Origin of the sequence: Streptococcus sp. TATVAM-FAB8 (assembly GCF_046592795.1) — a bacterium.
GTDB lineage: Bacteria > Bacillota > Bacilli > Lactobacillales > Streptococcaceae > Streptococcus > Streptococcus ruminicola.
In genome coordinates, this window is record NZ_JAWVPQ010000014.1 from 14,050 (window position 1) to 27,784 (window position 13,735).

Genomic DNA, 13,735 nt, shown 5'->3' on the forward strand with positions numbered 1-13,735 from the left:
TTTTTTTGGAGTTTTTATTTAAAAGAGTAGTTTTATGATTAGCGCTCGATTGCTTTGTAGTATGTTCGACTAGTAAATTTATAGATTAAGAAGTAAATGATAATGAGGCTTAGTATTGTAATACCACTCACAATAATCATACTTGAGCCAGTTACACCAAAGAGTAAGAGCATTTGTTTTAACATTGTTGACGCAAAGATAAAGTGCACAATTGCAACTCCAAGTGGCATGAAGAAAACAAGTAAGGTTTGTGAATTGATGGCTTTTTTCACAGCTTCTTTACTCATACCGACTTCTTGTAAAATCTTGTATGATTTTTTATCTTCGATTCCTTCTGTTAATTGTTTATAGTAGATGATTAGGGCGGCGCCAAGTAAGAAGCTAAGGCCAAGTAAGAAGCCTGTAAAGAGGAATCCTCCAGTAATAGCATACATTTCATTTCTGAAGTTTTCTTTCGTTTCAACGATACCTTGAACTTCTTGATGAACATCATCGTCAGGCAATACCATATCTTTAGAGATTTGGTTAACTTCATTTTTTGTCAAATTACCATAGGCAATTAAGTTCTCTTGCATTGGCATACGATGCGCCTTAAAAAGGTTCTCAACTTCTGTTAATTCTGAATCACTACTAAAGATGATGACACATGGATTGTAAGAATTTCCGAATTCTGGGAATGTTGCTGACTTGAAGTTTTTAACATTTTTAAATGTCTTATCAAATAAAGTTAATCTCTCAAGTTGGCTATCTCCTTTTTGTTTGTAAAAAGCGATTTGACCGTCTTTTAGTATTGGAGTATCATTCCCTAGCGCTCTGAAATCATCTTGTGTTGTCATATAAACAGATCCAAATGCATTGATATTAGGGTGTTTAACATCATTATCTGTAAGTTTCATTGACTTTCCTGTCGGAACAGAGAAAGCTGCCATATCGGATTGATAAGTTAGAAAATCATCATTTGATTTTCCGAGTTTATCACTAACTTGTCTTTTGAGAATATCAGTAAAATCACCTTCAGTGAGCGTTTTTGAATCGTCATTTGAGTTAATGTAATTAGTCAACGTAATCTGTGTATGTTCAGGAAACAAGGTATCAAGTTGATTTTGTCCACTGACGTACAATGATGTTGTTGTCGCAATCGCTACAAAAGACATGATGGCAAGTAACGTGATATTAGCTAGACCAACTGCATTTTGTTTCATTCTGAAAATCATTTGTGAAGTTGTTACAAAATGTTCGGGCGTGTAAAAATATTTTTTATTTTTGCGACGATGTTTTAGGTACCAAGCCATAAAACTAATGTAAAAGAGATAGGTACCAATAATGACTAAAACTACTGCGATAAAGAAACGATATACGACTACTAGCGCAGCTATTTTTTCAGAAGTTACTGATAGATAATAACCAGAACCGAGGCAGATAAGGCTGAGTAATGCAAAAATGATATTGCCTCGGGGTTCTTTTTCACCTTTTTCTTGGCGTTTAAACAAACTAAGAGGTGATGAACGATGAATGGTGATGAGGTTTACGATTTCTAGTAGGGCAAAAATTACCGCAAATGCAACAATATTTAGGATAAATGCTACAGGTGATAAAGACAAAATGAGCTTATCATAATGTAACAGGTTGACGAAGATGAGGTAGAAAAGCTGAGAAAAAATTGCGGACAGCACACTACCTAGTATGATAATACCAATGAATGACAGAATTAATTCAATCGTTGATACTAAGCTAACCTGTTTACGATTCATCCCTAAGATATTATATAGACCAAATTCTTTACTTCTCTGCTTTAACAAGAAATTGTAACTATAAACTTCCATGATGATTGTGAAAATCATTAGGACAATAATTGCAAGACCAAGAACGGAATTGCTATACTGCATGTCATCAGAGACTGGACTGTAAAGAATCAATAGTGTAGAACAATCTAGGATAAACAGTACAATACTTGCTAGTAAGAATGGGGCAAAGATGTTAAATGATTTTTTGAGGTTTGACCAAGCTAATTTAGCATAGAACATCTTACTCACCTCCTAGAAGGGCTGTCATCGCAAGTGAAATGTCTTTACTGAACTCTTGATTGGTTTTATTTCCACGGTAAATTTGGTGGAAAATACGACCGTCTTTGATGAACAACACACGTTTGGCATGACTTGCTGCATTTGCGGAGTGAGTTACCATAAGAAGTGTTTGACCATCGTTATTGATTTCTTCAAAAAGATTTAGAATATCTTCTGAATTCTTGTAGTCTAGCGCTGCTGTTGGTTCATCAGCTAAAAGAAGTTGCGGATTTGTTATCAAACTACGAGCGATAGCAACACGTTGTTTTTGACCACCAGATAGTTCAAATGGACGTTTTTCAAGCAGCTCTTCTATGTGTAATTTAGGAGCGAGTACTGCAATGCATTTTTCCATTTCTTGATAGTTAACACGCCCAAGTACTAAAGGCAAAAAGATATTATCCTTAACAGACAATGTATCCAGCAAATTAAAATCTTGGAAAACAAATCCTAAATTTTTTAAGCGAAAGTCGGCTAAGTTACTTTCTTTTATTTTTGTAATTTCTTGACCATTTAGGAAAACTGATCCGTTTGTTGGCTTTTCAAGTGTTGCCAAAATATTTAACAAGGTTGTTTTACCTGATCCGGATTCTCCCATGATTGCGATAAATTCTTTTTCATCAACCTTAAAATCAACGTCTTGCAGTGCGCGCGTCACTTCTTTTGAAAAGCGCGTGCGAAAAACTTTCTCTAAGTGATTGATTTCTAGTAACATAATTTCTCCTTTTTTTCATTATACCCTTTCAAGCTCAGAAATGCTTAGTTAGTCTTTTACTTTTGAAAACTTTTTAGCGCTCTTTTAGCGGTCTTCTACCACTCCAGTACCAAAAAGCCAAGCTTGCTACTCCTACTATGATGATAAATAGAATACTTATCAGACTATATAGTGCAACCATTTTAAGCACCTCCTTTTACTTTGTTATACGAAAGGCATATGAGATGATATAAACAATAGATCCCAGAAATAGCAATACAATCCAAATGAAAAAATGAATCCATAGGCTAAGATAGTGTTTAATTTCTTCTTTCATATACTGCTACTCCTTTCTTATTGACATCTTTAGTTTATCGGAAATCAGCTCTTTTTTTCTTACAGTTTTGGGGATGAAACCTTACAAAAATGTAAGAAAAACACAGAAGTATATTGGCTTCTGTGTTTTGTATTATCTTACAAGCTTTGTGCAATCTGTTTTAGGTAAGCATGACTTTCGAGCTGTTCAACTGGATTAGTTAAGTCTTTTAAGTTAATCTCGTAGATACTACTTGCTTTTTCGTTAAAGAGTGGCAAAGCTTTAGCCCAATCGATTTTTCCATGTCCGAGTGTCAGGCTATCATGGGTTTTACCTAGAGAATCTACTAAATGGTAATGAACGATATGATCCTTCAAAGTCTTTAGAGACTGTTGAAGAGCCTCGTTATCACCGTGAAGATAGATAAAAGCATGAGAAATATCATAGGCAAGCGGGTAAGCTTTTTTCGCTAGCAAGCCATCAAATTTAGGATCTCCATAGGCATAGAGCCTTGAAATCCCATTTTCAAACATGATATAACCTTTACCAATATGGCAAAAATGATCCATGCGAGAGAAAAGATACTGACGAGCATCCTCAATTGAAGCAAAAGGTTCTAATAGTTCAGCTTCTTCTAACTCGTAAGAGCCGTGAACCAGCACTTTACAGTCGTATTTTTTTGCTAAATCAAGTAATTTTTGTGTTGAAAAATCGATAAAGTTAACCAATTCAGCATTATTTTTTGGATGAGCTACTAATTCCAAACGCTTTCCTTGGTACTTCATGGGATGATGAAGAACGATAGTCTTTACACCACTTGATTTTACTTTCTTGATAGCTTCTTCTAGTTGTTTTAAGCCATCAGTTGTATAATCAGCTTCGCTTGTGAAAAATTCAAAAACATCTGGATGATATTTTAGACGACTAGCTACTTGCTCTGGAGCGCAGCTAGCTTTTAATCCTAATTGAATTGGAAACATGATGTCACCTCTTCTTTGATTAATAGGTTTAAACGTTAAGGTATTCTTCTAAGTCTTTCAAAGCACGTTCAGCAACTTTTTCGTAACGTTCTTTTTTATCACGGATACGTGGTCCTTCGAGTTCTTTAACGATACCAAAGTTAACGTTCATTGGTTGGAAATGTTTGCTTTCAGCATGAGTGATGTAGTGTGGTAAAGCACCGATAGCTGTTGTTTGAGGGAAAATAACAGGTTCTTCACCCTTGAAACGACGCACAGCATTGATACCAGCTACAAGACCTGATGCAGCAGATTCAACATAACCTTCAACCCCAGTCATTTGACCAGCGAAGAAAAGATTTGGATTTTGACGTGTAGCAAATGTTTCTGTCAAAAGGTTTGGTGAATCCATGTATGAGTTACGGTGCATAACGCCGTAACGTACAAATTCAGCATTTTCGAGGCCTGGAATCATACGGAAGACACGTTTTTGTTCTCCCCATTTAAGGTGTGTTTGGAAACCAACGATGTTAAATAAGCTACCAGCTGCATTGTCTTGACGCAATTGAACAACGGCATAAGGTGTTTTAAACTCGCCATCACGTGGTCCTTTGTAATCTTCTGGGTATTCTAGTCCGACAGGTTTCATAGGACCATAGAGCATTGTTTTAATGCCTCGTTTTGCCATGATTTCGATTGGCATACAACCTTCGAAGTATTTTTCTTTTTCAAATGAATTTAGCGGAGCTTCTTCAGCATTGACAAGAGCTTCGTGGAAAGCCATGAATTCTTCTTTTGTCATTGGGCAGTTAAGGTAAGCAGCTTCCCCTTTGTCATAACGTGATTTAAGGTAAACTTTATCCATGTCGATAGAACTTTTATCAACAATTGGTGCTGCCGCATCGTAGAAATAGAAGCCGTCGCCGCCGTTTAATTCGTGGATTTTTGCAGCCAAGGCATCTGAAGTAAGTGGTCCACTAGCGATAACTGTAATGGCATCATCTGGGATTTCAGTGATTTCTTCACGAATGACTTCGATAAGTGGATGATTTGTGACTTCGTCTGTTACCATTTGTGAAAAGCCATCACGATCAACAGCCAAAGCGCCACCAGCAGGGACGCGCGTGCTTTCAGCAGCTTTCATGATAACAGAATCCAAACGGCGCATTTCTTCTTTCAAAAGACCGACCGCGTTTGTCAAACTGTCACCACGAAGCGAGTTTGAGCAGACGAGTTCAGCAAATTTGTCTGTTTTATGTTGTGGTGTTGCTTTTTTACCGCGCATTTCATAAAGTTTAACTGGAATACCGCGCTTAGCAATCTGATAAGCAGCCTCAGAACCAGCTAAACCAGCTCCAATAACGTTAATGTATGATGATTGAGACAATATACTAATACCTCCAAAAATGAGCTTAGAAAAGCCTAAAACTCATTTTCCAGATGTGGGAGTTGGCCCATATCTGAATCTTTCTATTTTTGATACCTGACTATCATAACATAAAATCAGTGAAATACAAATAAAATCTTGTAATTGTTTACGTAAGTAAAATTATGTAAAAATCAATGATTATCTTTTCTAATCATATTCTGATACTGTAAGTGAATGCCGATATGACCAATTCCTAAAATAATTGCTGCTAAGGCTAAAAAAGGATTCTTACCATAGATGGCTAGGCATAGAACTGCAAAAATTGGTAAACTTGCTCCTGCTACTGGTATTTTCAAAATAGGGGCGTAAAAATCAGTCATCCTTTTTGATCCCATAAAATAACGAATCCAAAAGATTTCATAAAGAAGCATGCAAAGAGCTGCTGCTATTAGCCACCAATTCCAATTTGTCCAAGAATGCCAGTTAAAGTCAGAAAAGATGAGAACTAGACAGGTAACAAGCACTTCTCCAATACGTTCAAGTAGGGTTAAGTACTTATTTTCTTGGCACTGATAGTGGTCATAATCTTTTGGTTTATGTCGTGTCCAAATAAGATTTGGTACAGTTAGCAGTACTAAAAAGATCAATCCAACATAAGAAAAGCCAAAATGCATGATTATCCTCCCTAGAATATACAAATCCAAGCAGCTAATAGAACACTTAAGATACTAAATAATGAACCAATTAAATAATATTCTGCAAAAGCTGGGCTCTCTGAAATCTTATTATAACGTGCAATTGATTTTGCTGTGAAAACCAGACCGATTGAGGCGAATTGATTAAAGATAATACAAATACTCATCACAATACGTTCCAATAGTCCAATAGTCGCCCCAGCCCCTGCAATAGTATCCATTTTCTGATTATCGTGTGGTTGATATTTTTGAAAAAAGATTTTAAAGACAACATTCGTTGGTTTGGTGATTAAGACAAGAAATAAAATCATATTTAAAACTGGTCCTGTAACCTGGCTAGTTATCAAACTAGAATCTACTTGATAACGTGTTAACAAAACAATAATCACTAAATGTAAAATCTGATCAAGAAGGAAAGTTGTCATAGGATTTAACCGAAGCCAGTTAGCAACGTTTGATTTTCCAAAATCAATAACTGAATGCGTCAGGAAAATGAGTAGACTAATCTTCCACAAACTTGGTAAAAAGAGAGTTACTATTACCAAAGGAAAGGCGACACCAAGTAGGTGAATTAGAAGATATTTGTTTTCTGTGTTTTTACGATCTGCAACTGTTTGACTTTGTAGGTGAAAATCAGATAAAAAGTGACAGATTAAGAAAAGTGTCAAAATGGGATTTTGAATGAGATAGTGAGAAAGTCCAGTAATAGGCATTAAGCTAACTCCTCTCCATGATGTTTAAGGCATTTTAAAGCTGTTTTTCGTGCGCGAAGGTAAACTTTGATATTGCTGCTTTTAAGCCGTTTTGATAAGGCACTGGTCGTTAATTCTAATCGTTTAGCAAGCATTTGTTGGTCGAACTGCTCATCGTAAATTCCAAGCGCTAATAATTCTTTTAAGATAATTTCTTGACTTGCTCGCCAGTCTGATTTAATAGCTTCGCTGCTTGCAATCAAGGTATTAACAACGCTGACTTGATTCTCATCATCAAAAGAAACCGCAATTTGTGTATTGCCGTAGTCATTTTTTTGATGAATATAGTTAATGGCTTTTCTGGCATGCCAATAAGCTGGACCATCAGCACCAATACTTTGTTCGGGATTGATGTCTGTTAGAATTTTTCCTATCCCAATTCCGAAACGTACCTGATAAGGTTGCATAGCGAGATTGATGCGGTCAATAATTTGAAATAAAGGGGCATCAAGCGTCAATAATCCTTGAAATTCATCTCCCAATGTAATAGATAATTTTGAAACCAATACTTCTTTAAATTCTGTATTCAAATCATTTAAGCAAGTTTCTAATATTTTTTGAACTTGGTATCGATTATCGATTTTCTTTGAATCAATAATGTCGCCAATTAATGCAAAATAATTCATAAGCCACCTCTCTTATAAGTCTATTATAACAGACTTATCAAAAAAAGTCCGTTATAACGGCAATTATTCAAAAAGTCTATTATAATGGCAATGAAAACTGACCTAAAAAAACCTCACAAAGAAAATTTGCAAGGTTTGAAAGATTTATTTAACTTTTGCTTCTTCGTAGTCACATTCTTCGTTGCTGCAGACGACTTGTTTACCACCGCCACGAATTTTCTTCTCAACGAGGAATTGACCACATTTTGGACAAGAACGTCCGACTGGTTTATCCCATGAAGTGAATTCACACTCAGGATATCGGTCACAGCCATAGAAAAGACGATTACGTTTTGTCTTACGTTCAATCACTTGACCTTCGCCACAAATTGGACAAGTCACACCAATTTCTTTTGTGATGGCTTTGGTATTGTGACATTCTGGGAAATTGCTACAAGCGTAGAATTTACCATAGCGTCCTAATTTGATTACCATTGGGTGTCCACAAACGTCACAGTCAAAACCAGCAGGCTCATCTTTGATTTGAATTTTTTCAATTTCAGTTTCTGCTTTTGCTAGTTCTTTTTCAAATGGTTTGTAGAAAGCATCAATGACTTTTTGCCATTGTTCTTTTCCTTCTTCGACTTCATCAAGTTTACCTTCCATGTCAGCGGTAAATTTGACATCAACGATATCTGGGAAGAATTCAACAATCAAGTTATTAACGATTTCACCCAATTCAGTTGGTTCGAAGCGTTTTGAAACCAAGCGAACGTAGTAACGTCTTTGGATAACATCAAGTGTTGGTGCATATGTTGATGGACGTCCAACACCGTTTTCTTCAAGCGTTTTAATCAATGTGGCTTCAGAATAACGTGCAGGTGGTTGAGTGAAGTGTTGTTCAGGATTTGTTGAAACTTTCTTAACAACATCGCCTTCAACCATGTCGGGCAACATTTTATTCTTATCAGAATCGTTGTAGACAGCCAAGTAACCGTCAAATTTGACTTTACTACCGTTAGCTGTGAAGCGAACGCCATTTTGCTCCAAGTTAACTTTCATGGTATCAAACACCGCAGCTGTCATTTGACTTGCGACAAATCGATTCCAAATCAATGTGTAGAGTTTCAATTGGTCTTTGTCTAAGTGTTTTGCGATAGATTCTGGTGTTAGGTTAACGTTTGATGGGCGAATAGCCTCGTGGGCATCTTGAGCACCTGAAGCGTTTTTCACACGACTACCGTGTTTAGAGTAATTTTCACCGAAACGTTCTGTAATAAAGCCTGCAGCATCATTTTGCGCAACAGGGCTGATACGTGTAGAGTCGGTACGCATGTAAGTAATCAAACCTTGTGTACCACTCTTACCAAGACTAATCCCTTCGTACAACTGTTGAGCAACCATCATAGTCTTACGTGTACGGAAGTTGATTTTGTTAGCAGCATCTTGTTGAAGAGATGATGTTGTATATGGAAGTGGTGCGTTACGACGACGCTCTTTCTTTTCAACTTTTGCTACGTTAAACTCGTCACTTGTAAGTCGAGCAAGAACTGCTTGGACATCCTCGTTAGTGTTGAGTTTTAATTTTTTACCATCAATGCCATAAAAGGCTGCTTGGAATTTCTTAGTTCCTTTTTTGAAGAATCCATCAATTGTCCAGTATTCTTCAGGTTTAAAGTTTTTAATCTCGTTTTCACGGTCGATAATGAGTTTCAATGCAACAGACTGAACACGACCTGCAGAAAGACCTTTTTTAACCTTTTTCCAAAGCAATGGTGAGATAGAATATCCAACAATACGGTCAAGAACACGACGAGCTTGTTGTGCATCTACCAAATCCATGTCAATCTGACGTGGTTCAACGAAGGCATTTTTAACAGCATCCTTAGTGATTTCATTGAAAACGACACGGTTTTTATCATTTTCGTCAAGTCCCAAAATGTGTGCCAAATGCCATGAAATAGCTTCTCCCTCACGGTCCGGGTCACTTGCGAGATAAACTTTTTTAGATTTTTTAGCCTCTTTTTTCAAATCATTAATTAGAGGACCTTTACCACGGATATTAATATACTGCGGTTCATAGTTGTTTTCAAAATCAATAGACATGCTTGATTTTTTCAAATCACGGATATGACCAACTGAAGCGACAACTTTGTAGTTGCGTCCTAGATATTTTTCAATGGTTTTTGCTTTAGCTGGTGATTCCACAATAACCAAGTTTTTCTTGGCAGCTGTTTTTTTCTTTGTTGTTTTTTTACTTGTCTTTTTAACAGCTGTTTGGGCTTTTGTAGTAGTCGTTGCCATAAGCTCACTTCCTATCAGTAATAAACTTATAACATGATACCCCGCTTTTTCCAAACTGTCAATAAAAAAGTTGTATTTAATAGAAAAAACTTGTTTACAATTGGTACTCTGAAAGGACGTCTAAGCCTGATGTGATGCACTTTGCGCCTTCTTTGATCAAATGATGACATCCGTCAGATTTTCCGTCTAAAATATTACCTGGAATGGCAAAAACGTCTCGTCCTTCTTCTAGGGCTCGCTCACAAGTAATTAAGCTGCCAGATCGCAATTTAGCTTCTGCTACTATGACGCCTTGGGATAACCCTGCGATGATGCGATTGCGTTCTGGAAAATGGTATTTTAGTGGCGCTTCTACTGCTGTGTACTCACTTAAAATCAAATGATTTTTTCCAAGGTAGTCCTGCAACTGCTTGTTTTCTTTGGGGTAATAGATGTCAAGACCACAACCGATAACTGCTATTGTCGCTCCGCCATTTTTTAGGGCTGAAATATGTGCGCTGGTATCGATTCCTCTAGCTAAGCCACTGACAATGACGAATTGATTTCCAAGTTCTTTGATAATTTTTTGAACGGACTTGGTTCCTGTCTGTGTGGCTGTGCGTGCTCCTACTACTGCCATTTTTGGACGATTGAGTAGCTCAATATTGCCTTGATAAAAAAGCAAAACAGGCGGATTATAAGAGTGTTTTAATTCCAGAGGATAGTCGTCATCTAGTATTGAAATACTAGGGTATTGGTTAAAGACTTTTCGCAAAGTTTTACTATCCAAATCTTTGTATTTTTCCATAAATAAAATAGGATTCTTACATTTGGACACAACTGCCATATCGCGCAAGGAAAGAGATTTATTCTCTCGCTTTTGATAATCTAAAATTGCTAGAATATTGAGATTTGTTAGTCCTGCTTGTTTTAATTTAAATAGTTCAAAATTATTCATTAGTCACCTCACTACTTTTCTATTCGAAAAAAAGTCCTATAACCATAGGACTTTGTGAGATTTTTTTGAGTTAATCTAATATTTTGATGATTTTAGCTGGATTTCCGGCGATAACCACATTATCTCCAAATGATTTGGTTACAACAGAGCCAGCACCAACGACGACATTATCACCTAAAGTGACACCTGGTAGAATGGTTACCCCACCACCAAGCCATACATTATCACCAATAGTTATTGGCGCTCCATATTCCAAACCAGAAATACGTTCTTTCGCATCTAGTGGGTGAAGAGGAGTTAAAAACTGACAATTCGGACCAATCATAGCGTTGTCTCCAATGTGAATCTCGCAGACATCTAACATGGTACAGTTATAATTAGCGAAAAAGTTCTCACCAATGTAGATATTTGACCCGTAATCGCAGACAAAACGCTGCTCCATTAGCAAGTTATCGCCTGTGGAACCAAATAATGATTTGATAATTTCTTTACGTTTCTGACGGTCTTCTTCATTATTAAAGAGTGTGATTTGTTTACGGGCATGTAAACGCATGGCAAGTAGCTCACTGTCACCAGCATCATATAGCTGACCAGCTAGCATTTTTTCTTTTTCGCTTGTCATTTAGTTCTCCTTCAACATAGATTTAATTGGTTCAAATGTTTTACGGTGAATTGGTGTAATACCGTGTTCTTTAAGACCTGCAAGATGATCTTTAGTACCATAGCCGACATTTTTTTCAAATGCATAGCCAGGATACTCTTTGGCGTAATCCGCCATCATGCGGTCACGAGTGACTTTGGCAACGATAGAGGCTGCCGCAATTGATAAAGAATTAGCATCTCCTTTGATAAGTGATTGCTGAGGAATGTCAGTGTCTAAGTGCATGGCATCAATTAAAAGATAATCGGGTTTAGTCACTTGTCCCTTGATTTGGTCAATTGCTTGGAGCATACCAACTTTTGTCGCTTCATAAATGTTGATATCATCGATAACATTATTATCAATAACACCAATACCAACTCCTAAAGCACGCGCAAGAACTTCTTCATAAATTTCTTCGTGATGTTTTTTAGGAATTTTCTTGGAGTCATTAAGATGCTTGATTTTACAATTCTTAGGCAGAATAACGCAGGCAGTCACGACAGGACCCGCTAATGGCCCACGTCCTACTTCATCAATGCCTCCGATAGCTTCATAACCAGCTTGATAAAGCTCTTTTTCGTAGCGCAGCATTTTTTCAAGACGTAAATTTTCATCGATATCAGCTTGAATAGCCTTTTTACGCTGAATGATAGCCTTCTGAACACCTGCTCTGCTATCTTCTTCATAGACTTTCCAGCGCGCATCGTCAAGACTATCAATCTCAGCTAAGGCTTCTTTGATTTCTTTAACGGTCGCCATTTTCAACATCTCCTACAATGTCTAATGTGTAGCGCCCGAGTTTACCTTCGCGAACATCTTTGACAAAAAGAGCGTAGAAACGATCATAGTCATCACGAAAACCAAGTTTTTGTGTCATAGCCATGATAATTTCTGGTGCTTCTTCTTCCAAGTCAATGCCTTTATAACGTTCAATCAAACGTTCTGGGTAATGTTCTTTGAAGAAATTAAGTCCAAAGATAGTCACTTCGTCCATTGGTAAAAGTTGATCTTTGATAGCTCCGGTAAGAGCGAGTTTTAGACCAACCACTTCATCTTCGAATTTTGGCCAAAGAATCCCTGGGGTGTCAAGGATTTCCAAATCTTTATTAGATTTAAGCCATTGTTGTCCTTTTGTGACACCAGGTTTATTTCCGACAACGGCGATTTTCTTACCAGCTAAGCGGTTCATAAGAGTTGATTTACCTGCATTTGGAATACCGATAATCATCGTACGAAGGGTTTCTTTTTGAATACCACGTTCACGCAATTTAGCTAATTTGTCAGCCATTAAAGATTTAGCTGCTTCTGTAACTAATTTTACAGTTGCTTGTTCTTTTGAGTTGACAGCAAGAGTTTTAATTCCTTGGCTTTCAAAATAACGACGCCATTCTTTTGTACGATTGCTATCAGCCAAATCAGCTTTATTTAAAATCATAAGTTTTGGTTTATCACCAACGATTTTAGTTAGCATTGGATTTTGACTTGATAGTGGCAAACGCGCATCGACCAAAATAGTCACGAAATCTACGTGTTTAATATTTTCTTGCACTTGTCTACGAGCTTTAGACATGTGACCTGGGAACCATTGAATAGTAGCCATTAAGATATTTATCCTTTCATAGTAAGCTTTATTTGCTTGTGTTTGATACTCTATTTATCTTGTTTTATTAAGATTTTTAAAATCTTAAACCACGTTCTATTATACCATAAAGTCAATTCTTGACTATCTCTTAGCAAGGCGATACAATAAAATCACATAGGAAAAAGCTTTCAATCAAGGAGATTCAAATGGACGATTACAAAGGAATGACAAGTAAAACGTATCTTTCAGAGCGTTTAGAGCAAGCGATTAAATGCTATGATAAGAAAGCTCGTTTTCACCGTGCTTGGTTTATCGTGTTTAAAGTCATTCAAATCATTACCTTAGCTTTAATCCCGATTTTAGCTACTTTACCAATTCCTTGCTTTAAATTGTTGGCAGTGATTATTGCTTCTTTAGTTCTCGTTCTCGAAGCTCTCATTGCACTTTCAAGTCATAAAGATAAATGGCAACTTTATCAAGAAACTTCAAAAACGCTCGCTTCAGAAAAATTTGCCTTTGAGACTAAAGCTGGCATCTATCAGGAAAAATCAGATGATGAACGTTTTTCACTCTTGGTTGAACGCTGTGAAGTGATTATTAAGTATCGCAATTAATTAAAAGAACCCCGTGTTTTTAGAAACATGGGGTCTATTTTTTCTTTTGTAGTGAAATTAGTATTGGAATACTAGTAAGCGTTAGGTAATATAAAACATAAAACCATTTGTGACTTTGACCAAGCATAACGTAACTCATGATTAAATAAAAAGCACAGTATCCTAGCCATAATTTTGCTGTCGTTTTAGGGTGATTTCTTAT

General features: G+C 36.7%; 13 protein-coding genes. 1 reads left to right on the top strand and 12 read right to left on the bottom strand.

Annotated features, from left to right (window positions below):
- Positions 1 to 38 precede the first annotated feature (38 nt).
- From SFC32_RS07480 to ylqF, 12 genes are all read right to left on the bottom strand, one after another.
- Positions 39 to 2,024 (bottom strand): FtsX-like permease family protein, encoded by a 1,986-nt coding sequence (locus SFC32_RS07480; RefSeq protein ID WP_411050036.1) that lies wholly within the window; start codon positions 2,022 to 2,024, stop codon positions 39 to 41.
- Between the two features lies 1 nt (position 2,025).
- Positions 2,026 to 2,778, bottom strand: a complete 753-nt coding sequence (locus SFC32_RS07485) for an ABC transporter ATP-binding protein (RefSeq protein WP_411050035.1) — start codon at positions 2,776 to 2,778, stop codon at positions 2,026 to 2,028.
- A gap of 453 nt (positions 2,779 to 3,231) precedes the next feature.
- Positions 3,232 to 4,053, bottom strand: coding sequence for a sugar phosphate isomerase/epimerase family protein (locus tag SFC32_RS07490; protein ID WP_411050034.1), 822 nt, complete (start codon positions 4,051 to 4,053; stop codon positions 3,232 to 3,234).
- A gap of 28 nt (positions 4,054 to 4,081) precedes the next feature.
- A complete protein-coding gene (gene trmFO, locus SFC32_RS07495) occupies positions 4,082 to 5,419 on the bottom strand; it encodes a methylenetetrahydrofolate--tRNA-(uracil(54)-C(5))-methyltransferase (FADH(2)-oxidizing) TrmFO (protein ID WP_411050033.1) in 1,338 nt (445 codons plus the stop codon).
- 173 nt (positions 5,420 to 5,592) lie between these two features.
- Positions 5,593 to 6,075: a hypothetical protein gene (locus tag SFC32_RS07500; protein WP_411050032.1), complete on the bottom strand. Its 483-nt coding sequence runs from the start codon at positions 6,073 to 6,075 to the stop codon at positions 5,593 to 5,595.
- Between the two features lie 11 nt (positions 6,076 to 6,086).
- Positions 6,087 to 6,809 (bottom strand): DUF3307 domain-containing protein, encoded by a 723-nt coding sequence (locus SFC32_RS07505; protein WP_411050031.1) that lies wholly within the window; start codon positions 6,807 to 6,809, stop codon positions 6,087 to 6,089.
- Positions 6,809 to 7,474, bottom strand: coding sequence for a SatD family protein (locus tag SFC32_RS07510; RefSeq protein ID WP_093814513.1), 666 nt, complete (start codon positions 7,472 to 7,474; stop codon positions 6,809 to 6,811). The genes SFC32_RS07505 and SFC32_RS07510 overlap by 1 nt, the downstream gene beginning before the upstream one ends.
- A 144-nt stretch (positions 7,475 to 7,618) precedes the next feature.
- Positions 7,619 to 9,757: a type I DNA topoisomerase gene (topA, locus tag SFC32_RS07515; protein ID WP_074601924.1), complete on the bottom strand. Its 2,139-nt coding sequence runs from the start codon at positions 9,755 to 9,757 to the stop codon at positions 7,619 to 7,621.
- A gap of 94 nt (positions 9,758 to 9,851) precedes the next feature.
- Positions 9,852 to 10,694: a DNA-processing protein DprA gene (gene dprA / locus SFC32_RS07520; protein ID WP_074964653.1), complete on the bottom strand. Its 843-nt coding sequence runs from the start codon at positions 10,692 to 10,694 to the stop codon at positions 9,852 to 9,854.
- Between the two features lie 70 nt (positions 10,695 to 10,764).
- Positions 10,765 to 11,316: a sugar O-acetyltransferase gene (locus tag SFC32_RS07525; RefSeq protein ID WP_411050030.1), complete on the bottom strand. Its 552-nt coding sequence runs from the start codon at positions 11,314 to 11,316 to the stop codon at positions 10,765 to 10,767.
- A complete protein-coding gene (locus tag SFC32_RS07530; protein WP_411050029.1) occupies positions 11,317 to 12,096 on the bottom strand; it encodes a ribonuclease HII in 780 nt (259 codons plus the stop codon).
- Positions 12,083 to 12,937 carry a ribosome biogenesis GTPase YlqF gene (ylqF, locus tag SFC32_RS07535; protein WP_039696900.1) on the bottom strand — a complete coding sequence of 285 codons (855 nt, stop codon included), beginning with the start codon at positions 12,935 to 12,937 and terminating at the stop codon, positions 12,083 to 12,085. Before ylqF ends, SFC32_RS07530 begins: the two co-directional genes overlap by 14 nt.
- Positions 12,938 to 13,125: 188 nt before the next feature.
- Between ylqF and SFC32_RS07540 the strand changes: the two genes are divergently transcribed.
- On the top strand, positions 13,126 to 13,533 hold the full coding sequence (locus tag SFC32_RS07540; protein WP_278914442.1) for a DUF4231 domain-containing protein: 408 nt from the start codon (positions 13,126 to 13,128) through the stop codon (positions 13,531 to 13,533).
- The last annotated feature ends 202 nt before the right edge of the window (positions 13,534 to 13,735 follow it).